A 19,262-nucleotide genomic window follows, 5' to 3' on the forward strand; every position below is an offset into this window, starting at 1 on the left:
GGGCGCAGGGCAGAGGCGTCAATGCCCCCGCGAGATATCGCGCTGATCACGGGACCTAGGCTATCGCCCCCGGACCGGTGGACGTCACCGGCCGCATCTGTACAAGTCGGCATCCCGCACTTCGACACTTCGGCCAGGTGCGGGAACCGGTCAGAGTGCCCAGTCGCGTGCGGTACTGACCGCCTCCGCCAGCGAGTCCACCACCGGCACCCCGGCGGTCTCCAGGCTGGCCCGGCTGTGCGATCCGCCCGTGTACAGCACGGCCCGTGCCCCGGCGTGCGCGGCCGCCACCGCGTCGTCGACCGCGTCACCGATCACCACGACGCGCTCGGGAACGACACCGCCGAGCCCGGCCAGGTGCCGCACCATGTGCTCCGCCTTCCCCCGGTTCGACGGGCCGGTCCTGCCGTCCACGCGCAGGAAGCGCCGCTCGATCCCGTGCGTCCGCACGATCGGTATCAGTTGGTCGTGCGGCGCCAGCGAACAGAGCGACTGGGTGAGCCCGGACGCCTGCCAGTCCCTGAGCAGCTGCTCCGCCCCCGGAGCGAGCCCCGCCCCTTCGGCCAGCGCCCAGTAGTGCCGGTGGAAGGCCTCGTCCATGACGGCCCACTCGGCGTCCGTCGGCAGCCGGCCCATCAGCCGCTCGTAGAACCGCGGAACGGGCACGCAGTACAGGTCCCGGTAGCGCTCCAGCGTGATCGGCGCCATACCGACCTCGCCGAACGAGGCGTTCGTCGCCCCGATCACCGCGTCGATGTCGTGGAACAGCGTCCCGTTCCAGTCCCAGACGATGTGCGTCCCCGCCGGTGCGGCACCCGACCCGGTGTCCACGTCCGCGCTCATGTCCAGCCCGCTCATGTCCAGCCCGCTCATGTCCAGCCCCCCCGTTCGAACCTCTCCCGGACCATGCGGGGCACCGCCCGTGCCCCGCTTTCCCCACTTCGACAACGGTACGCGGGGGGTCTGACAACGGACCCCGCAGACCGTGACCGGGCAGGGGATCAGGCGATCAGATGCGGGATCTCCTGCACACCGAACCAGAGCAGTTCGTGGTCCTCGGCGCCGTCCACCGTGAACTGTGCGTCGTCGTCACCGTGGTCGGCGGCGCCCAGTGCGGCAGCCGCGGCCGCGACGTCCGGCTCGGCGTCGTCCGCGTCGGCGTGGACGGCTGCGGCCTTCGACAGCGGCACGGCGGAAGCGATCCGCACCTCACCGAGCGAACTCGCGTCGAGACCGCGGTCCGGGTCGGCCACCGCGTCCTGGTCCGGCACGTCGACAGCGACGACCACCCGGCGGCGGGCGATGCCCGGGGCCCCGGCCAGCAGCCGCAGCGAGGCCGATGCGGCCCGGTTGAGCGCCGCGTACTCCAGCTCTTCGATGTCGTCGGAGACGTACCACTCCCGCAGGCCGGGCGTCACGGCGTAGGCGGTCAGCGGTCCTGGGCCCAGTTCGCCCGCCGCGTGCGCCGCTGCGAGACCGGGGAGGGTCAGTGGGACGTACACACGCATGGCCGGCCGCTTTCGTCGTCGGATGGGCGCCCCGGGCTCCGTCCGGAGGACCGGAAGGCGGCCCGGCAGAGCCCGGTGATGCCTGATGAAGAGGGTCCCAGGATACGTACCGGGTCCCCCTTCGTGGCGCCGGGAGCAGCCCGGTACGGCGTCCACCCGGCGACGTCCGGGAGCACGCCGCATCCGCCCGTGGCACCGGCCCCGTCACCCGGATAGGTGATCCCGAACAGCACCGTCCGCACACCGCCCGCTCCCTTGCCACAGCTTCGCCGCCCCCCGTACAAGAGGCTCAGCAGAAGCTACCGCCCGGTATCGAAACCGGGCCCGGCAGAGCGGGGGCACTCACTTCATGCAGCGGACCAGGCCGGCGGGCCGGCACGACCAGCACAGGCCAGGCACCACCCCGATCCAGCGCCGTCGGCTCAAGCCGCACTACTGGTTCGCCGAGCGGCTCCTCGCCGTGCTCAGCGGGCAGCGGCCCGTCCACTGGATGCTCGGACACACCATCGGCGAGGCCTACGACCAGCTCGTGCTGCTGGCACCCGGCACACCGCTGCGGGGGCCCGGGGTGCGGCCCGTCGTACGCCACTGCGGCGAGTTCGTCCCGGCGCCCGGCGTGATCGAGGCGTTCGCCAGGATCGGCTCGGGCGAGCACGTACAGGCGATGGCGTTCCGGCTCGAACAGGGCGCCGATCTGCGCTGGCGGTGCGCAGCGGTGGAGCTGGGCGGCGAACGCGTCGGCGTATGACCCGAAGACGGAAGGGGCCGGGCCGGACACCGCAGTTTCTGCGGTGTCCGGCCCGGCCCCTACGACATGCGGCTCGCGCCGCTGCCGCCGCTACTTCTTGCGGCGCCGGCCGCCGCCCTTCTGTGCCTTGCGGCGCTCGGCGCGCGTCATCCCGTCCGCCTCGGAGCGGGACGGGCCGTCCTCGTTCTCGAAGTCGCCCTCGACGACACCGCCCTCACCGTCCACGGTCGGGGCCGAGAAATGCAGCCTGTCGGGCCGCTGCGGGGCCTCCAGGCCCTTGGCCCGGATCTCCGGACGCGCACCCGCGGGCACCGCGTCCTTCTCCAGGGAGGGCTTCTCCGCCGCGTCCTGGACCGGAACCTCCTCGACCTGCTGCTCGACCTGGACCTCCAGGTTGAACAGATAGCCGACGGACTCCTCCTTGATGCCCTCCATCATGGCGTTGAACATGTCGAAGCCCTCGCGCTGGTACTCGACCAGCGGGTCCTTCTGCGCCATGGCACGGAGGCCGATGCCCTCCTGGAGATAGTCCATCTCGTAGAGGTGCTCACGCCACTTGCGGTCCAGCACCGACAGGACCACGCGGCGCTCCAGCTCACGCATGATCTCGGAGCCGAGCTGCTCCTCGCGGCCCGCGTACTGCTCGTGAATGTCGTCCTTGATCGACTCACCGATGAACTCGGCGGTGATGCCGGCCCGGTCGCCCGCCGCGTCCTCCAGCTCCTCGACCGTGACCTTCACCGGGTAGAGCTGCTTGAACGCGTTCCACAGGCGGTCCAGGTCCCACTCCTCGGCGAACCCTTCGACCGTCTCCGCCTGGATGTACGCGTCGATGGTGTCGTCCATGAAGTGCTGCACCTGCTCGTGCAGGTCCTCGCCCTCCAGGACCCGGCGGCGCTCGCCGTAAATGACCTCACGCTGGCGGTTCAGCACCTCGTCGTACTTCAGGACGTTCTTACGCGTCTCGAAGTTCTGCTGCTCGACCTGCGACTGCGCCGAAGCGATGGCCCGCGTCACCATCTTGTTCTCGATGGGCACGTCGTCGGGCACATTGGCCATCGCCATGACGCGCTCGACCATCTGGGCCTTGAACAGCCGCATCAGGTCGTCACCGAGCGAGAGGTAGAACCGGGACTCGCCCGGGTCGCCCTGTCGTCCGGAACGGCCGCGCAGCTGGTTGTCGATACGGCGCGACTCGTGGCGCTCGGTGCCCAGCACGTACAGCCCGCCGAGGTCCTTGACCTCGTCGTGCTCGGCCTTGACCGCGTGCTCGGCCTTCTCCAGTGCGGCGGGCAGGGCCGCGGCCCACTCCTCGACGTTCTCGTCGGGGTCCAGGCCGCGCTGGCGCAGCTCCGCCTCGGCGAGGTCGTCCGGATTGCCGCCGAGCTTGATGTCGGTACCTCGTCCGGCCATGTTCGTCGCGACGGTGACGGCGCCCTTGCGGCCGGCCTGCGCGATGATCGGCGCCTCCCGGTCGTGCTGCTTCGCGTTGAGCACCTCGTGCTGCACGCCGCGCTTGGAGAGCTGCTGCGAGAGGTACTCGGACTTCTCGACCGAGGTGGTGCCGACCAGGATCGGCTGGCCCTTCTCGTGCTTCTCCGCGATGTCCTCGACGACCGCGTCGAACTTGGCGACCTCGGTGCGGTAGATCAGGTCGGACTGGTCCATGCGGACCATCGGCCGGTTCGTCGGGATCGGCACGACACCGAGCTTGTAGATCTGGTGGAACTCGGCGGCCTCGGTCATGGCCGTACCGGTCATGCCGGAGAGCTTGCCGTACAGACGGAAGAAGTTCTGCAGGGTGATCGTGGCGAGCGTCTGGTTCTCGTCCTTGATGTCCACCCCTTCCTTCGCCTCGATGGCCTGGTGCATGCCCTCGTTGTAGCGTCGGCCGGCGAGGATACGGCCGGTGTGCTCGTCGACGATCATGACTTCGCCGTCGATGACGACGTAGTCCTTGTCGTTCTTGAAGAGCTCCTTGGCCTTGATCGCGTTGTTGAGGTAACCGACGAGCGGGGTGTTCACCGACTCGTAGAGGTTCTCGATGCCGAGCCAGTCCTCGACCTTGGCGACACCGGGCTCATGGATGGCGACCGTGCGCTTCTTCTCGTCGACCTCGTAGTCGCCGGTCTCCTCGATGCCCTTGAGCTGGTTGCCCGCCTCGCCCTTGGTCAGCCGCGTGACGAGCTTCGCGAAGTCGCCGTACCACTTGGTGGCCTGGTCGGCCGGGCCGGAGATGATCAGCGGCGTACGCGCCTCGTCGACCAGGATCGAGTCGACCTCGTCGACGATGGCGTAGTTGTGGCCGCGCTGGACGAGCTCGTCCTGGGCCCACGCCATGTTGTCGCGGAGGTAGTCGAAGCCGAACTCGTTGTTCGTGCCGTACGTGATGTCGCAGGCGTACTGCTCACGGCGCTGCGCCGGGGTCATGTTGGCGATGATGCAGCCGACTTCGAGCCCCAGGAACTTGTGGACCCGGCCCATCATCTCCGAGTCGCGCTCGGCCAGGTAGTCGTTCACCGTGATCAGGTGGACGCCCTTGCCGGACAGCGCGTTCAGATAGGCGGGGAGCGTGCCGACCAGGGTCTTGCCCTCGCCGGTCTTCATCTCGGCCACATAGCCGAGGTGCAGGGCAGCACCGCCCAGCAGCTGTACGTCGTAGTGGCGCTGGCCGAGGACGCGCTTGGCGGCCTCACGGACCGTCGCGAAGGCCTCGGGCAGCAGGTCGTCGAGGCTTTCGCCGTCGGCGAACCGCGCCTTGTACTCGTCGGTGAGGGCCCGCAGCTCGGCGTCGGAGAGGTTGATGAAATCCTCTTCGATGGAGTTGACCTGGTCCGCAATGCGGTGCAGCTTGCGCAGGATCTTTCCTTCGCCTGCACGCATGAGCTTGTTGAAGACGGACACGGGGGTTGGTCTCCTTGCCGGTCGGGCCTGGCGCGGTCGAGTTCATGGTCTGAACCTCCCGGGGTGCTACCCCCGGACCCGGGCCGGAGAAACAGACCGACCAGGGAGCCCGGCTTACTTTCACGCGGCAAACCGGGGTAGAGCAACGGCCATCGTAAGCGAGGACCCCGCCGCGCCGGGAGGCCTGCCGCTCAGGACAACGGTCGGGGCGTACGGAAGGTGCCGGGAGAACCCCGAAAAAGCCATGGCACCTGCTCCGCACGGGCAGCAGAATCAGCCGATGGACCCTATAACACTGACATCGGAGCGGCTGCTGCTGCGCCCCTTCACCGCCGCTGACACCGAGGCCGTGTTCCAGGCCTGTCAGGACCCCGACATCCAGCGCTGGACGATCGTCCCGTCCCCCTACCGGCGCGAGGACGCGGAGAGTTTCACCGTACGGATGGTCCCGGACGGCTGGCGGGCGGGCACCAGTCTGGCCTTCGCCGTACTGACCCGCGCGGACGTCCGGCTGATCGGTGCGATCTCCGTGTTCCAGCGCGGACAGGCAGGCACCTGGGAGATCGGCTTCTGGATGGCGAAGGAGCACCGGGGCAACGGATACATGGCCGAGGCCGTGACCGTACTCACGCACTGGTCGCTGACCAAGCTGGGCGCGGAGCGGCTGGAGTGGCGGGCCGAGGTCGGCAACACGGGGTCGCGGGCGGTGGCGGAGAAGGCCGGGTTCCGCGTCGAGGGGGTGCTGCGCGCGGACCTCCTCAACAAGGGCACCCGCCGAGACGCCTGGCTGGGCGCGATACTCCCCTCCGACCTGGGGCTGCCCACGGAACACGTGTACCTTCCGGCAGGGCCGTGAACCGCGCCGCCTGCACGCGGACCGCATCCGCCCCCTGCACGCCCGGGCCCCCGCACCGCGATCCGCCTGCTCCACTGATCCGGATCCGCCGGTCCTGACCAGGTCCACCGCTCCTGATCCGGATCCACCGGCCCGCCCCCGACTGTCAGTGCTGCCCCCTATCGTTCGGGGCATGACTCCTGTGCCGCCCCCAGCCGTCGAACTCTCCGCCGACGAAGCCCGCCGGACAGCGCTGCGAGCCCAGGGATTCCTGGACGCGCCCGACCGGCGGGGCGGGGTCCGCGGGGTGCTGCGCCATCTCGGCGCGGTGCAGCTGGACACCATCTCGGTCCTGGCGCGCTCGCACGAGCTCATCCCTTACGCCAGGCTGGGCGCCGTCGGGCGCAGGACCGTCGAGGACGCGTACTGGTCGGGGGGCCGCTCCTTCGAGTACTGGTCGCACGCGGCCTGCATCCTGCCCATCGAGGAGTGGCCTCACTTCGCCTTCCGCCGCCGCGCCTACCGCGACCGCCCGCACTGGAATCACGAGCTGCCCGAGTCGGCCTACGAGACCGTGATCAAGCAGCTGCGCGCGGAGGGGCCGTTGACGGCCACCGAACTGGGCGGCGCGAAGAACGGCGGCGAGTGGTGGGACTGGTCGGCGTCGAAGGTCGCGGTCGAGCGGGCCCTGATGTACGGAGAGGTGGTGTGCACCGAGCGGCGCGGCTGGAAGCGGGTGTACGACCTGGCCGAGCGCGCGATCCCCGGCCCGCTGCTCCATGACGAGCTGGACGACCTGGAGTGTGTCCGGCGGCTGGTCGCGCTCGCGGGTAAGTCCCTGGGGGTGGGGACCCGTACGGACATCGCGGACTACCACCGCCTCAAGGCCGAGCAGTTCGACGCGGTCGTCGCGGACTCGGGCCTGGTCCCGGTCAAGGTCGAGGGCTGGTCCAAACCGGCCTGGGCGGATCCGGAGGCGCTGTCGTCCCCGCTGCGCGGCCGCCACCGTACGACGCTGCTCTCGCCGTTCGACTCACTGGTCTGGGAACGCTCCCGTACGGAGCGGATCTTCGGCTTCACCCACCGGCTGGAGGCGTACGTGCCGAAGCCCAAGCGGATCCACGGCTACTTCTCCATGCCGCTGCTGGCCGGCGGGAAGCTGGTGGGGCGGGTCGACCCCGCGCGGGAGGGCACCACCCTGGTGGCCAGGCAGATCTCCCTGGCCGACCGGAAGACGGTGCGGCCGATGGCCGAGGCGCTGGCCGAAGCCGCGGGCTGGGTGGGGTGCACGGACGTGCGGGTGGAGCGCATCAACGAACCGGAGCTGCGGGCCCCGCTGGCAACGGCCCTGACCGGGACACTGGACGCGGCCCGGTAGCGACCCCGGCCATCCACTCCCCCAGCGGATGCGCTCAGCGGGTGCCTTCAGCGGGTGCCTCAGCGGATTTCGAGGATCTTCTCGCGCATCGCGTAGACCACGGCTTCCATCCTGGAGTGCAGCTGCAGTTTCTCCAGGATGTTGCGGACGTGGTTCTTCACGGTGTTCTCGGAGATGAACAACTCCTTGGCGATGTCCCGGTTGTTCATCCCGGTGGCCACCAGCTTCAGCACCTCCAGCTCACGCTCGGTGAGCCGCGGCGCCGGTACGAGCCTGCGCTCGTCGGTGCGCTGGATCATCGACTTGAACTCGGTGAGCAGCTTCGACGCCATGGAGGGGCTGATCTGGGACTGCCCGTCGGCCACCGCCCGGATAGCCGTCGCCACTTCGTCGGTCGAGATCTCCTTCAGGAGATAGCCGGTGGCCCCGGCCTTGATCGCCTCGTAGAGGTCGGCCTCCTCATCGCTGATCGTCAACATGATGATCTTCGCGCTGGGTGCCACCTCCTTGATGGAGGTACAGGCCTCGATGCCACCGCGCTTGGGCATCCGTACGTCCATCAGCACGATGTCGGGCAGCAGATCGGCGGCCTTGTCCACCGCTTCAGCGCCGTCACCCGCCTCGCCCACGACCTGGATGTCCTCCTCAGCCGCGAGAACGATCTCCAGACCGCGCCGGAAGAGCGCGTGGTCGTCCACCACCAGGACCCGGATCGGCTCCTTGCACGAAGCCCCACCATGGTCCGCCGCACCATGGTCCATGGGGTCCTCGTCCCGGTCGTGTGCGGGACCGAAGCGGTCCGCCATCGTTCCTCCCCCTGAAGCATGGGCCCGAAGTTCATGTACGACGTTCACCTACGACACCAACCGCAGCTCACAGAAGCCCGGTTGGCGCGTGCGCCCATGATTTCATGCCGGAACGACGGAACGGTGGTCCCCAGCCCCGATCCCCCGCACCGATCCCTACCGCACGGCGGAGCCCCCGGCGCGCATATACACGTCCAGGGGCACCGCGACGGGTAATGGAGTCATCCGCCGAGCGCACCGCCGGCGCCGGCCGCCTCCATGTCGGCGAGCGGGTCGGTCGTCAGGTGGATGACACCGTAGTCGTAGGCGTGCCGCCGGTAGACGACACTGGGCTCCTTTGTCTCCGCGTCGACGAACAGGTAGAAGTCGTGCCCCACCAGCTCCATCTCGTAGAGCGCCTGGTCGAGCGACATCGCTGCTGCGATATGCGTCTTCTCGCGTACCACCAGCGGTCCTTCGCCCTGGACTTCGAGCGAACCCATCCTGGTGGTCGGAATGGTCTGGGTCGCCAGGTCGGCGGTGAACTCACCGTTGCCGTTGATCGGCGCCGTGTCCGGCACCGCGTCGACGACTTCGGCCGCCGAAATGCGGCCCGCACCCCTCCTGTTGTGGCGCTTCTCGTTCTGCTTCCGCAGCCGCGCCTCCAACTTGCCTGTGGCCAGATCCAGCGCTGCGTACGGGTCGCCTGCCGCTGCCTCCGCCCGGATCACCGGGCCTCGGGAGTGCAGCGTGATTTCCACACGGTCCGAACGGTCGGCCTGCCTCGGATTGGGCTCCTTGGACACCTCGACGTCAAGGCTGATCACCTTGGCGTCCAGCTTCTGGATCTTCTCAATCTTCAGCTTCTCGGCGACGTGCTTGCGGAACCGCTCGGGTACCTCGGTCTTGCGGCCCTTGACGACGATGTCCACGCAGAACTCCGTTCCCGGATCGCTCCGCTCAGCGGCGGAGCAGCTCCCTCTTGCACCAGACCCCGGTGAGCACCGGAGTCTCGGACTTGGTGACTTTCACCTCCTCCTCCCCCGTCGGGAAGATCCCCACCCACACCAACCTCCGGCCTCGCAAGCATCCGGGTTTCCACGGAACCAGCAGAAACCGGAAAGTGCCATGCACGTCCGTGTATTCAAGTGAGCCACAGCTTTCGCCATTCCTCACAACCGAACATAGCTCGCTGGGACGGGTATCGGCACCTGCTACTCACGCGTACCCCCGTTCAGGTGGTTTTTCTCCCTCGCTACCTGCAACGATGCAAGTTAGCTATCAGTTCCGGTTTATTTCGAAAGACAACGGGGGTGCGGCGACGACCGCGGCCACCGGTTCCATGGCCCCGGCGAATTCCCGGCCGGGCACTGCCCGTACAGCACGCGCGGCCTCCACGAGTGATGCACCGGTCGTCATGAGATCGTCCACCAACACCACCCTGCCCCCGTCCAGCAGCCCTACGCCCCCAGGCACCACTTCGAGTGCACCCGAGAGATTCGCCAGCCTCTGCGGGGCATCCAGACCCGCCTGGTCGGCCACCGCACGCCGCTGTCTGAGCGCCCCCAGCATCCGCGCCGGTGTACCGCTCCTGCGCAGCTCGGCCGAGGCGGCACAGGCGATCCGGCGGCCCGCGTCATGCCCCCGGGCCCGCACCGCACCGCGCGACGAGGGCACCGGGACGAGCAGCAGCGTCCCCTCACCCGCGCTCCGCCCTGCCGCGGCCCGCACCGCCGTGGCGAGCGCACGGCCGAGCGCCCCGGCCAGCCCCAGCGCGCCCCGCTCCTTGTGCGCGAGCAGCACCGCCCGCACCGCGTCCTCGTACGCCGCGGCACCCCACACCGCCGGCAGCCCCGGCGGCTCGGGATCCGGTCTGGCCCTGCGCACCGGACCGCCGCAGAGAGCCTCGGCGCATTCCGCGCAGAGCGCCGTACGAGATCTTCCGCAGCCTCCGCATGCGCTCGGCAGCACCACTTCGGAGATTTCCTGCCACCACCCCCTCATGGCCTCTACTCTGCCAAGCAACGGAGCTTCCGGCCACCCCTGTGGATAACCGGGGCGGACGGCCACGGACACCTGCCGCATACAACTGTCCAGCGGCCATCCGGATACAACTGTCCAGCGCCATCCGGCGATCATCCGGCAGCGGTCCAGCAACAATGCCGAAGCCACCCGAAGCCCTTCCGAAGCCTTCCGGAAGCTATCCGGCTATCCGGAAGCCGCCTCCGGATAGCCGGTCCGTCCCGGACAGCCGCCTATCCGGGATAGACCGGCGACTTCCCTTCCTCCACCACGGTTTTCCAATTCGCACGCGGGGGAAGACGCACAATTCCGTCCTCGTCCGAGAGCGCCATCAGCGGCAGCCTGTCGTCGTCCGAAGCGGCGACGGCGGTGATCCGGTTGGCGCCCGGCAGCGGGTTCACGCCGGAGACCGAACCGTCCGCCTGCATATAGCGCACCTGCTGCACCCCGCCGGCCTCCTTGCCGACCACCACGAGCCGGCTGCGCCCCGCCCAGGACACCGCCGTCACATCCGCCATCTGCGGTGCGGCCGGGCGCAGTTCGTCCACGACCGAGACCGTCGGGCTGTCGGCGCTGCCCTGCCGGACCACCCGGCCCACCTTCAGCGTCGTATGCCCGTCCTTCGTCAGCAGCAGCGCGATCCGTACCCCGTCGGACGACATCCGCAGCCCGGCGATATGCGCGCCGTCCAGCCCCAGTACCGGGACGGACTGCGGCTCGCCCGAACCGCCGGGGAACCGCAGCAGCTGCGGATTCGCCGGGTTCCGGTCAGCCACCCAGAGATCTCCGCATCCGTCCCAACTCGGGGCCGACAGACGGTTCTTCTCCTGCTTCGCATGGCTGGTGTACAGCTGCTCGGCCGTTTCGTCGCCGGAGACGATCGACGAAGTGGACAGCGTGCTGCTGTCCTTCGACACACCCGCCGCGCGGCGTTCGTCGCGCGCCACCGCAACCGTGCTCAGCGGCTTGGCGCCCGTGCCGAGCGGACCCTCGACAGGCTCGGGATCCGCCTTCCCCGAGCTGTCACCGCCGATGGCCTGCATCCGTACGAGCCGGCCCTTGGCATCCACGAAGTACTCGCCGGCCGGACTGCCCGATGTGTGGTCGGGCGCGTACTCCTGCGACTGGTCCGCGCTGAGCACACACAGCTGCGAGCCGTCCGTACGCTCCAGCTCCACCTGCTCGACCCGCATGGACGTCACATCGCGCAGCGTGAAGAGCAGTTGAGCCGCCATCTGCCGGCACTGCCCCTGCCCGACGCCCGACGCCTTCTCGTTGAGCGGCACTTTGAGGCCGTTACGGTCGTCGAGCGTCAGGGCCCGGACACCCTTCTTGAGCGCCGTTCCGGCCGGGAAACGCGAATTCGCCACAGGACGCAGCCAGTTGGTCGGCCCGTCCAGCAGAGAGGCGACCGTCTGCGTCAGTGGATCCATCCTCGTCTCGGGGTCGATGCCCTGGCGGAGATAGACCGGGTCGGCGACAAGCCAGTTCCGGCCGGACGAGCCGCCGGGCGAACCGGACGCTCCCGACCCCCCGGACGTCCCGGACGGCACCGATGCGAAGTAGTACTTGTTGACGGAGTGATAGTTGCGCTGGAAGTCGGAGAGGCTGAGCAGCAGACCGGCGGGCAGATCGTCGATACGCCACCCGCCGTTCTGATGCACCAGATGGATGGAGTTGCGGTACGTGCCCTTGTCGGGCTGGTACGCGTGCTGCTTGTCGACCACGGCGACTTCCGTGCCGCTCAGTTCGAAGGTGGAGGAGACCTGCGGAGCGTCCCGGTCGTTGGCCGGATTCGCCCGGCGCGTGGGCCCGTCGGCGAGCACCGTGGTCCGCGCGCCCGGATCCCACTTGTGCGACGCTTCCTTCGTCAGATACTTCCTGGCCGTGGCGAACTGCAGATCATCGCTGGTCATCGCCTCCAGGAAACCGTCCACGATCTCGGCCGGCGCGGCCCCCTCGCGCGGCGGCACCGCATACACCTTGACCTGTGAGTCGCTGCGCTGCGAAGGATCGACGGCTTCGATGTCCCCGCTGTTCGGCATCGACGCACAGCCCGCCAGCAGCACGCCACCGCAGCCGAGCCAGGCGTACGCCCGAAGTCCCCGTACGCCGCGGCTGCCCCCACGATCATCGCCCACGGGCGGTGTCCTCCCGGTCCGAAGCTTGCGTTGCAGAGTCACCGGCCCTCGGCACCACCCGGGCACCGCTGCCCGGCAGTGCCGTCGGGTCGGCCGGTATCGCACGGGGCAGCGGCGGCAGCGGCGAACGGTCCGCACCGGACTGGGCCGGCACCGCGACCAGCCGCCCCGCCTCGGCCTGCGTGGCGCGGGCGCGGCGCGAGTCGTCGGGCTCCAGCGGTATCGGGGAGCCGCGCAGCGGTTCGTCCGCAGTACGCGGCAGGGTCAGCCGGAACTGTGAACCCCCACCCGGCTCGCCCCACGCCTGGAGCCAGCCACCGTGCAGCCGCGCGTCCTCGACGGCGATGGACAGACCGAGCCCGGTACCGCCGGTCGTACGGGCCCGCGCCGGGTCGGCCCGCCAGAAACGGCTGAAGACCCGGGTCGCCTCGCCCGGCTTCAGCCCCACACCGTAGTCGCGCACGACGATCGCGACGGCGCCCCCCGCGACACCGAAGCGGACCACCACATCGTTGCCCTCGCCGTGCTCCACGGCATTGACGACGAGGTTGCGCAGCACGCGCTCGATCCGCCGCGCGTCCACCTCGGCGACCACGGGCTGCTCGTCACCGACGACGCGGATCCGGCTGCCCTTGCGCTCCGCGAGCGGCTCGGCACCCGATATCACCCGGCGCACGGTCTCCCGCAGATCGATCGGCTCCGCCTCCAGCGCAGCGGCGCCCGCGTCGAACCGGCTGATCTCCAGCAGATCCGCGAGCAGCGACTCGAAACGGTCGAGCTGATCGCCGAGCAGCTCTGCCGAGCGAGCGGTCACCGGGTCGAAGTCGCTGCGCGCGTCATGGATGACGTCGGCGGCCATCCGTACGGTCGTCAACGGGGTGCGCAGCTCGTGCGACACATCGGAGACGAAGCGGCGCTGCATCCGGGACAGCTCCTCCAGCTGCTGGATCTTCAACTGAAGGCTCTGCGCCATCTTGTTGAAGGCTTCGCCGAGCCGGGCGATATCGTCCTCGCCCGTGACCTTCATCCGCTCCTGGAGACGCCCGGCAGAGAGCCGTTCGGCGATCCCGGCGGCCATCCGCACGGGCGTGACCACCTGACGCACCAGGAACCAGGCGATCGCCCCGAGCAGCACCACCACGAACAGCCCGGCGGTGGCCAGGGTGCGCTTCACCAGGCTGAGGGTCTTCTCCTCCTGCGAGAGCGGGAAGAGGTAGTAGAGCTGGTACGGCTTGTGGTCGATGTCCTCAAGACGCTGCCCCACGACCAGACCGGGCTCCGGCGCCCGCCCGTCGACGTACTTGATGTCCGTGTACGTCTTGTACGGCGCGGTGCCCTGGTCGACGCTCATGCGCAGCTTCTCGGAGACGCTGTCGGGGCTCACCTGGCCGGACGTACGCTCCCCGCCGTTGCCCGCGCCCGTCTCCTCGGAGGCCGGGGCGAGGGTGACCACGTTGTACGCACCCTGACCGCCGCTGGCGAGCTGGGCCACGAGGTCGGTACGCCACTGGCGGGAGTTGCTGGCCGCCCCGGTGTCGGCGGAGTCACTGTCGGACACCGTCGACGCGTTGGCCTTGTCCTTGGCGACCGTGAAACCACCCGCGGCCTGACTGACCGCGGCCTTCCCCTTGGCGTCCAGCAGACCGTTGCGCACCTGGCCGATGACGACGAATCCGAGCACCAGGACCACGCCCAGCGACATCAGCAGTGTGCCCGCGACCACCCTGAGCTGGATGTTCCGCCGCCAGAGGCGCACAGCGGGAAGCAGCGGACGGCGCACCCAGCGCGCGAAGAGCCGCAGCACATGACCACCGGGCGCTCCGTCCTGGAGCAGCCGGCCACCCCGCAGAAAACGGTCGCCGAACCTGCGCAGCACGGCCGCCCGGCCGCCGGACGGACCTGACGACGCGGGCGGTGCGGTGAGCCGGGGCGCGTTCACCGCGGCTCCGGCAGCCCGCTCCGGCCGTGCTCCCGGCTCCCCGGGCGCCGGAGCGGCGCTGCTGCGGGCCATGTCAGCTCGGTCCGGCCTTGTATCCGACACCGCGGACGGTCACCACGATCTCCGGCCGCTCGGGGTCCTTCTCGACCTTCGAGCGCAACCGCTGTACGTGCACGTTGACCAGCCGGGTGTCCGCAGCATGGCGGTACCCCCACACCTGCTCCAGCAGCACCTCGCGGGTGAACACCTGCCAGGGCTTACGGGCCAGCGCGACCAGCAGATCGAACTCCAGCGGGGTCAGCGCGATCGACTGCCCCTCCCGCTTCACGGAGTGACCGGCCACATCGATGACCAGATCACCGATCGCCAGCTGTTCCGGCGCGGGCTCCTCCGACCTCCTCAGCCTCGCCCTGATACGGGCGACGAGTTCCTTGGGCTTGAACGGCTTGACGATGTAGTCGTCGGCCCCGGATTCGAGCCCCACCACCACATCGACTGTGTCGCTCTTCGCCGTGAGCATCACGATCGGCACACCTGACTCGGCCCTGATCAGCCTGCAGACCTCGATGCCGTCCCGTCCGGGCAGCATGAGATCGAGCAGCACCAGGTCCGGCTTGGCCTCACGGAATGCAGCCAGTGCCTTGTCGCCGTCCGCTACAAATGACGGCTCAAAACCTTCACCACGCAGCACAATGCCGAGCATCTCGGCCAGTGCGGTGTCGTCATCGACGACAAGGACGCGTCCCTTCATACCGACATCATCCCATTAGCTAATCGTTACCTGGCGTGACCTGTCACACAATGCGGTGAGTGCGTCCCTGGTGACAGGGGATGCGATCCCCGATTCCGTGACGACGGCCGTCACGAGCTCGGGGGGTGTGACATCGAACGCGGGGTTGTACGCCTGCGTCCCCAACGGCGCCACCGGCACCCCGCCGCACTCGGTGACCTCCCCGCCCCCACGCTGCTCCACCTCGATGGACGCACCGTCCGGCGTGGACAGATCGACCGTGGTCGTCGGAGCGACGACCACGAACGGCACATGGTGGTACTTGGCCAGCACGGCCAGCGGATAGCTGCCCACCTTGTTGGCCACGGAGCCGTCAGCGGCGATCCGGTCGGCACCGATCAGCACGGCATCCACCTCGCCCGCCGCGAAGAGCGAACCAGCCGCGTTGTCGGTGAGCAGGGTGTACGCCATCCCGTTGCGGGCCGCCTCGTACGCCGTCAGACGTGCCCCCTGCAGCAGTGGCCGCGTCTCGTCCACCCACAGCCGCCGCAGACTGCCCGCGCGGTGCGCCGCCAGCGCCACGGCGAAGGCGGTGCCCTCACCGGCCGAGACCAGCGCCCCGGTGTTGCAGTGTGTCAGAATCCGGTGCCCGCCGCCCGGCAGCAGCTCATCGAGGAGCTCCAGGCCCCGGACCGCCATCTGCCGGCTGGCCTCGACGTCCTCCTGGTGCAGCGCCCTGGCTTCGGCGAGCGCCGCCGCCGCTGCCGCACCGGTGTCCGCACCGCCCCGGACAGCTGCCCGGTACACCTCGGCCACCCGGTGCACCCCGTACCCGAGGTTCACCGCGGTGGGCCGCGCACCCGCGAGGAGCGCCGCTGCCTCCTCCACGTCGTATCCCCGTACGGCAGCGAGCGCGACCCCGTACCCCCCGGCGACCCCGAGCAGCGGCGCCCCCCGGACAGCGAGTGTCCGGATCGCCCGGACCAGCGCGGGAACATCCGTGCACACCAGCTCGACCTCTTCACCGGGCAATCGAGTCTGGTCGAGCAGCACGACGACCGGCCCCTCCGGCCCCTCGGGCGGCTCGTCCCAGAGAAGCGAAGGAAGCATGGGCGGCCCCGCGCCCAGCGGGGTTTGCTCGTCCTGATCAGCCATCCGCACAGTCTGCCCCGTGTGGCACCGACAATTGAAGGTGCAAAGGAGATACAGCAGCGGCTCCGCTGCCACACCCCCGCATGACACGATGGCTGCCGACCTGCTGCCTCGACGCACGGACGGGCATGCGGCGGACAGGCATGATGAAGGAGCGACAATGAACGACTCTCCGGGCTGGGCCTCGCCCGGATCCGCCCCCTCCGACGGACAGGAGCCGGGCGTCCCCCGCCCCGCCGAGCCGACCGGCCAGGGAGAATCCGCTCCGAAGTGGTCCAGCAATCAGCCGCCTGCCGCGCAGTGGACCCCGCCGAGCCCGCCTCCCGTACCACCGCAGCAGACGTCCCGCCGGGGCCCGCGCGCGCAGTCCGGTAACGGCGGCGGCCGGCAGAACACCGGCTGGGGCGGACCGCCGCAGGACGGCTGGGGATATCAGCAGCCGGTCGTGGCCAAGCCGGGCATCATCCCGCTCAGGCCGCTCGGCGTGGGAGAGATCCTCGACGGCGCGGTGTCGACGATGCGCGCCCACTGGCGCACGGCACTCGGCCTCACGATCGGCGTGGCAGCCGCCGTCCAGCTCTGCTCGATCCTCGTCCAGCACTACCTGCTCCCCGAGCCCACCCAGATCGACAGCGGGGCCGGCCCCACCGAGCAGCTGCACCAGAGCGTGGATTCGCTGCGGACGACCCTGATCGGCCTGGGACCGCTGTACGCGATCACGCTGATCGGGACGATCTTCACCACCGCGGTGCTGACCATGGTCGTCAGCCGCTCCGTGCTGGGCCGCCCGGTGACGCTCGCCGACGCCTGGCGCGAGGCCAGGCCCCAGCTCTCCCGGTTGGTGGGGCTGAGCCTGCTGCTGCCCGTCGCCTACGCCGCGGTGATGACGGTCGGTCTTCTTCCCGGCCTCCTGGTCGGTGGCTCCGAGGGTGCCGGACTCGCCGCCCTCGGCGGGCTCGCCGCGGTCGTCGTGGTCGTCTGGCTGTGGATCTGCTTCAGCCTGGCCGGACCCGCGCTGATGCTGGAGCGACAGGGCATCGCGGCGGCGCTGCGCCGCTCGGCGAAGCTGGTGAAGGGCGTCTGGTGGCGCATCTTCGGGATCACCCTGCTGACTCTGCTGCTGACCGCCCTCGTCTCGGGACTCATCGATCTGCCGTTCAACGCGGCCGCCACGATGGCCGACGGCAAGAGCGTCAGCGACCTTGTCTCCAGCAGGACTCCGGAGTTCGGCTGGCCGTACCTGATCATCAGCGGCATCGGCGCGATGCTCACCGCGGCGCTCACCTACCCCTTCACCGCCGGCGTGACGGTGCTCCTCTACGTCGACCAGCGCATCCGCCGCGAGGCACTCGACATCGACCTCGCACGATCCGCGGGCGTACCCGGCTACGAAACCTCCGGGAGCTGACCCGCCCCGCGGTACCGGCACTCCTCTTCGAAGAGCCCCAGCAAGCCCCCAGAGGGCGCGCTGGGGCTCTCGTCGTCGAGCCTCGACGAGACGTTCCATACGGCGGCCGCATCGCCGACGACCAGGCACACCTGCACCTCAGCGAGCCGGACGGGGCGGCACGCTCGGGCACCTTGGACGCTGTGTACGAGGTCCGAGGTACGAGAGTTCCAGGCCGGCGCACAGGGCCCAGGAAGGAGTTAAGCCCGACCGCATGGCAGAAGAGCTCAGCAGACCGACTCCAGAAAGGGGGAAGGCCAGCGGCAAGGTACCGGCTGTCTGGGAGTGAACTGCACGTGGACGCAAAAATGCCTCAACCCCGAGCCATTACAGCTCGGGGTTGAGGCTAAAAATTGTTCGGCGGCGTCCTACTCTCCCACAGGGTCCCCCCTGCAGTACCATCGGCGCTGAAAGGCTTAGCTTCCGGGTTCGGAATGTAACCGGGCGTTTCCCTAACGCAATGACCACCGAAACACTATGAAATTAACCAACACCGGATACAACACGGTCGTTCGTTATTTCAGAACTAACACAGTGGACGCGAGCAACTGAGGACAAGCCCTCGGCCTATTAGTACCAGTCAGCTCCACCCGTTACCGGGCTTCCACATCTGGCCTATCAACCCAGTCGTCTACTGGGAGCCTTAACCCCTCAAAGGGGGTGGGAATACTCATCTCGAAGCAGGCTTCCCGCTTAGATGCTTTCAGCGGTTATCCTTTCCGAACGTAGCCAACCAGCCATGCCCTTGGCAGGACAACTGGCACACCAGAGGTTCGTCCGTCCCGGTCCTCTCGTACTAGGGACAGCCCTTCTCAATATTCCTACGCGCGCAGAGGATAGGGACCGAACTGTCTCACGACGTTCTAAACCCAGCTCGCGTACCGCTTTAATGGGCGAACAGCCCAACCCTTGGGACCGACTCCAGCCCCAGGATGCGACGAGCCGACATCGAGGTGCCAAACCATCCCGTCGATATGGACTCTTGGGGAAGATCAGCCTGTTATCCCCGGGGTACCTTTTATCCGTTGAGCGACAGCGCTTCCACAAGCCACTGCCGGATCACTAGTCCCGACTTTCGTCCCTGCTCGACCCGTCGGTCTCACAGTCAAGCTCCCTTGTGCACTTACACTCAACACCTGATTGCCAACCAGGCTGAGGGAACCTTTGGGCGCCTCCGTTACTCTTTAGGAGGCAACCGCCCCAGTTAAACTACCCATCAGACACTGTCCCTGATCCGGATCACGGACCGAGGTTAGACATCCAGCACGACCAGAGTGGTATTTCAACGACGACTCCACAACCACTGGCGTGGCCGCTTCAAAGTCTCCCACCTATCCTACACAAGCCGAACCGAACACCAATATCAAACTGTAGTAAAGGTCCCGGGGTCTTTCCGTCCTTCTGCGCGAAACGAGCATCTTTACTCGTAGTGCAATTTCACCGGGCCTATGGTTGAGACAGTCGAGAAGTCGTTACGCCATTCGTGCAGGTCGGAACTTACCCGACAAGGAATTTCGCTACCTTAGGATGGTTATAGTTACCACCGCCGTTTACTGGCGCTTAAGTTCTCAGCTTCGCAACCCCGAAAGGTCACTAACCGGTCCCCTTAACGTTCCAGCACCGGGCAGGCGTCAGTCCGTATACATCGCCTTACGGCTTCGCACGGACCTGTG

General features: G+C 68.5%; 14 protein-coding genes and 2 rRNA genes (1 of these 16 running past the window's edge). 4 read left to right on the forward strand and 12 right to left on the reverse strand.

Going from position 1 to position 19,262, the window contains the following annotated elements; translation table 11 throughout:
* Positions 1–150: 150 nt before the first annotated feature.
* Both OHB13_RS13420 and OHB13_RS13425 read right to left on the reverse strand, forming a co-directional pair.
* Positions 151–843, reverse strand: coding sequence for an HAD family hydrolase (locus tag OHB13_RS13420; protein ID WP_328380283.1), 693 nt, complete (start codon positions 841–843; stop codon positions 151–153).
* Positions 844–1,001: 158 nt separating this feature from the next.
* Entirely contained in the window at positions 1,002–1,508 is a 507-nt protein-coding gene (locus tag OHB13_RS13425; RefSeq protein ID WP_328377246.1) for a DUF6912 family protein, read from the reverse strand.
* Between the two features lie 349 nt (positions 1,509–1,857).
* Here OHB13_RS13425 and OHB13_RS13430 point away from each other — a divergent pair, with 349 nt between their 5' ends.
* Positions 1,858–2,256 carry an Rv3235 family protein gene (locus OHB13_RS13430; protein ID WP_328377247.1) on the forward strand — a complete coding sequence of 133 codons (399 nt, stop codon included), beginning with the start codon at positions 1,858–1,860 and terminating at the stop codon, positions 2,254–2,256.
* 90 nt (positions 2,257–2,346) lie between these two features.
* Here OHB13_RS13430 and secA read toward each other — a convergent pair whose 3' ends face one another.
* Positions 2,347–5,160 carry a preprotein translocase subunit SecA gene (secA, locus tag OHB13_RS13435; RefSeq protein ID WP_266856438.1) on the reverse strand — a complete coding sequence of 938 codons (2,814 nt, stop codon included), beginning with the start codon at positions 5,158–5,160 and terminating at the stop codon, positions 2,347–2,349.
* Positions 5,161–5,440: 280 nt separating this feature from the next.
* Between secA and OHB13_RS13440 the strand changes: the two genes are divergently transcribed.
* Positions 5,441–6,016, forward strand: a complete 576-nt coding sequence (locus OHB13_RS13440; RefSeq protein WP_328377248.1) for a GNAT family N-acetyltransferase — start codon at positions 5,441–5,443, stop codon at positions 6,014–6,016.
* A 172-nt stretch (positions 6,017–6,188) separates the two neighbouring features.
* Positions 6,189–7,373, forward strand: a complete 1,185-nt coding sequence (locus OHB13_RS13445) for a winged helix-turn-helix domain-containing protein (protein WP_328377249.1) — start codon at positions 6,189–6,191, stop codon at positions 7,371–7,373.
* Positions 7,374–7,432: 59 nt separating this feature from the next.
* Here OHB13_RS13445 and OHB13_RS13450 read toward each other — a convergent pair whose 3' ends face one another.
* The 7 genes from OHB13_RS13450 to mtnA form a co-directional block, all read right to left on the reverse strand.
* Entirely contained in the window at positions 7,433–8,179 is a 747-nt protein-coding gene (locus tag OHB13_RS13450) for a response regulator transcription factor (RefSeq protein WP_328377250.1), read from the reverse strand.
* A gap of 221 nt (positions 8,180–8,400) precedes the next feature.
* Positions 8,401–9,090, reverse strand: a complete 690-nt coding sequence (hpf, locus tag OHB13_RS13455; RefSeq protein WP_266856429.1) for a ribosome hibernation-promoting factor, HPF/YfiA family — start codon at positions 9,088–9,090, stop codon at positions 8,401–8,403.
* Positions 9,091–9,439: 349 nt separating this feature from the next.
* Positions 9,440–10,162 (reverse strand): ComF family protein, encoded by a 723-nt coding sequence (locus OHB13_RS13460; protein ID WP_328377251.1) that lies wholly within the window; start codon positions 10,160–10,162, stop codon positions 9,440–9,442.
* Positions 10,163–10,413: 251 nt separating this feature from the next.
* On the reverse strand, positions 10,414–12,225 hold the full coding sequence (locus OHB13_RS13465) for an LpqB family beta-propeller domain-containing protein (RefSeq protein WP_328380284.1): 1,812 nt from the start codon (positions 12,223–12,225) through the stop codon (positions 10,414–10,416).
* Between the two features lie 85 nt (positions 12,226–12,310).
* Positions 12,311–14,332, reverse strand: coding sequence for an MtrAB system histidine kinase MtrB (mtrB, locus tag OHB13_RS13470; RefSeq protein ID WP_328377252.1), 2,022 nt, complete (start codon positions 14,330–14,332; stop codon positions 12,311–12,313).
* Position 14,333: 1 nt separating this feature from the next.
* Complete coding sequence (gene mtrA / locus OHB13_RS13475) at positions 14,334–15,011, reverse strand: two-component system response regulator MtrA (RefSeq protein ID WP_005486885.1); 678 nt, start codon at positions 15,009–15,011, stop codon at positions 14,334–14,336.
* Positions 15,012–15,026: 15 nt separating this feature from the next.
* The gene (gene mtnA / locus OHB13_RS13480) at positions 15,027–16,145 is read right to left on the reverse strand and encodes an S-methyl-5-thioribose-1-phosphate isomerase (RefSeq protein WP_328377253.1); all 1,119 of its coding nucleotides are present in this window, start codon (positions 16,143–16,145) and stop codon (positions 15,027–15,029) included.
* A gap of 157 nt (positions 16,146–16,302) precedes the next feature.
* On the opposite strand from mtnA, the gene OHB13_RS13485 reads away from it, so the two are divergent.
* Positions 16,303–17,550, forward strand: coding sequence for a hypothetical protein (locus OHB13_RS13485; protein WP_328377254.1), 1,248 nt, complete (start codon positions 16,303–16,305; stop codon positions 17,548–17,550).
* 394 nt (positions 17,551–17,944) lie between these two features.
* Here the strand turns inward: OHB13_RS13485 and rrf are convergent.
* Together rrf and OHB13_RS13495 are read right to left on the reverse strand one after the other, a co-directional pair.
* Positions 17,945–18,061, reverse strand: a 5S ribosomal RNA gene (gene rrf / locus OHB13_RS13490).
* Positions 18,062–18,139: 78 nt separating this feature from the next.
* Positions 18,140–19,262: ribosomal RNA gene (locus OHB13_RS13495) — 23S ribosomal RNA — on the reverse strand; it runs 2,001 nt beyond the window's last position.

Source organism: Streptomyces sp. NBC_00440 (genome assembly GCF_036014215.1).
GTDB lineage: Bacteria > Actinomycetota > Actinomycetes > Streptomycetales > Streptomycetaceae > Streptomyces.

What these genes read in the sequence shown, in the direction of transcription:
- OHB13_RS13440 (WP_328377248.1), top strand. Translation starts at nt 5,441, where the DNA reads ATGGACCCTATAACACTGACATCGGAGCGGCTGCTGCTGCGCCCCTTC.
- mtnA (WP_328377253.1), bottom strand. Translation starts at nt 16,145, where the DNA reads ATGGCTGATCAGGACGAGCAAACCCCGCTGGGCGCGGGGCCGCCCATG.
- OHB13_RS13485 (WP_328377254.1), top strand. Translation starts at nt 16,303, where the DNA reads ATGAACGACTCTCCGGGCTGGGCCTCGCCCGGATCCGCCCCCTCCGAC.
- OHB13_RS13460 (WP_328377251.1), bottom strand. Translation starts at nt 10,162, where the DNA reads ATGAGGGGGTGGTGGCAGGAAATCTCCGAAGTGGTGCTGCCGAGCGCA.
- OHB13_RS13450 (WP_328377250.1), bottom strand. Translation starts at nt 8,179, where the DNA reads ATGGCGGACCGCTTCGGTCCCGCACACGACCGGGACGAGGACCCCATG.
- OHB13_RS13465 (WP_328380284.1), bottom strand. Translation starts at nt 12,225, where the DNA reads ATGCCGAACAGCGGGGACATCGAAGCCGTCGATCCTTCGCAGCGCAGC.
- mtrB (WP_328377252.1), bottom strand. Translation starts at nt 14,332, where the DNA reads ATGGCCCGCAGCAGCGCCGCTCCGGCGCCCGGGGAGCCGGGAGCACGG.
- OHB13_RS13445 (WP_328377249.1), top strand. Translation starts at nt 6,189, where the DNA reads ATGACTCCTGTGCCGCCCCCAGCCGTCGAACTCTCCGCCGACGAAGCC.
- mtrA (WP_005486885.1), bottom strand. Translation starts at nt 15,011, where the DNA reads ATGAAGGGACGCGTCCTTGTCGTCGATGACGACACCGCACTGGCCGAG.
- OHB13_RS13425 (WP_328377246.1), bottom strand. Translation starts at nt 1,508, where the DNA reads ATGCGTGTGTACGTCCCACTGACCCTCCCCGGTCTCGCAGCGGCGCAC.
- OHB13_RS13430 (WP_328377247.1), top strand. Translation starts at nt 1,858, where the DNA reads ATGCAGCGGACCAGGCCGGCGGGCCGGCACGACCAGCACAGGCCAGGC.
- OHB13_RS13420 (WP_328380283.1), bottom strand. Translation starts at nt 843, where the DNA reads ATGAGCGCGGACGTGGACACCGGGTCGGGTGCCGCACCGGCGGGGACG.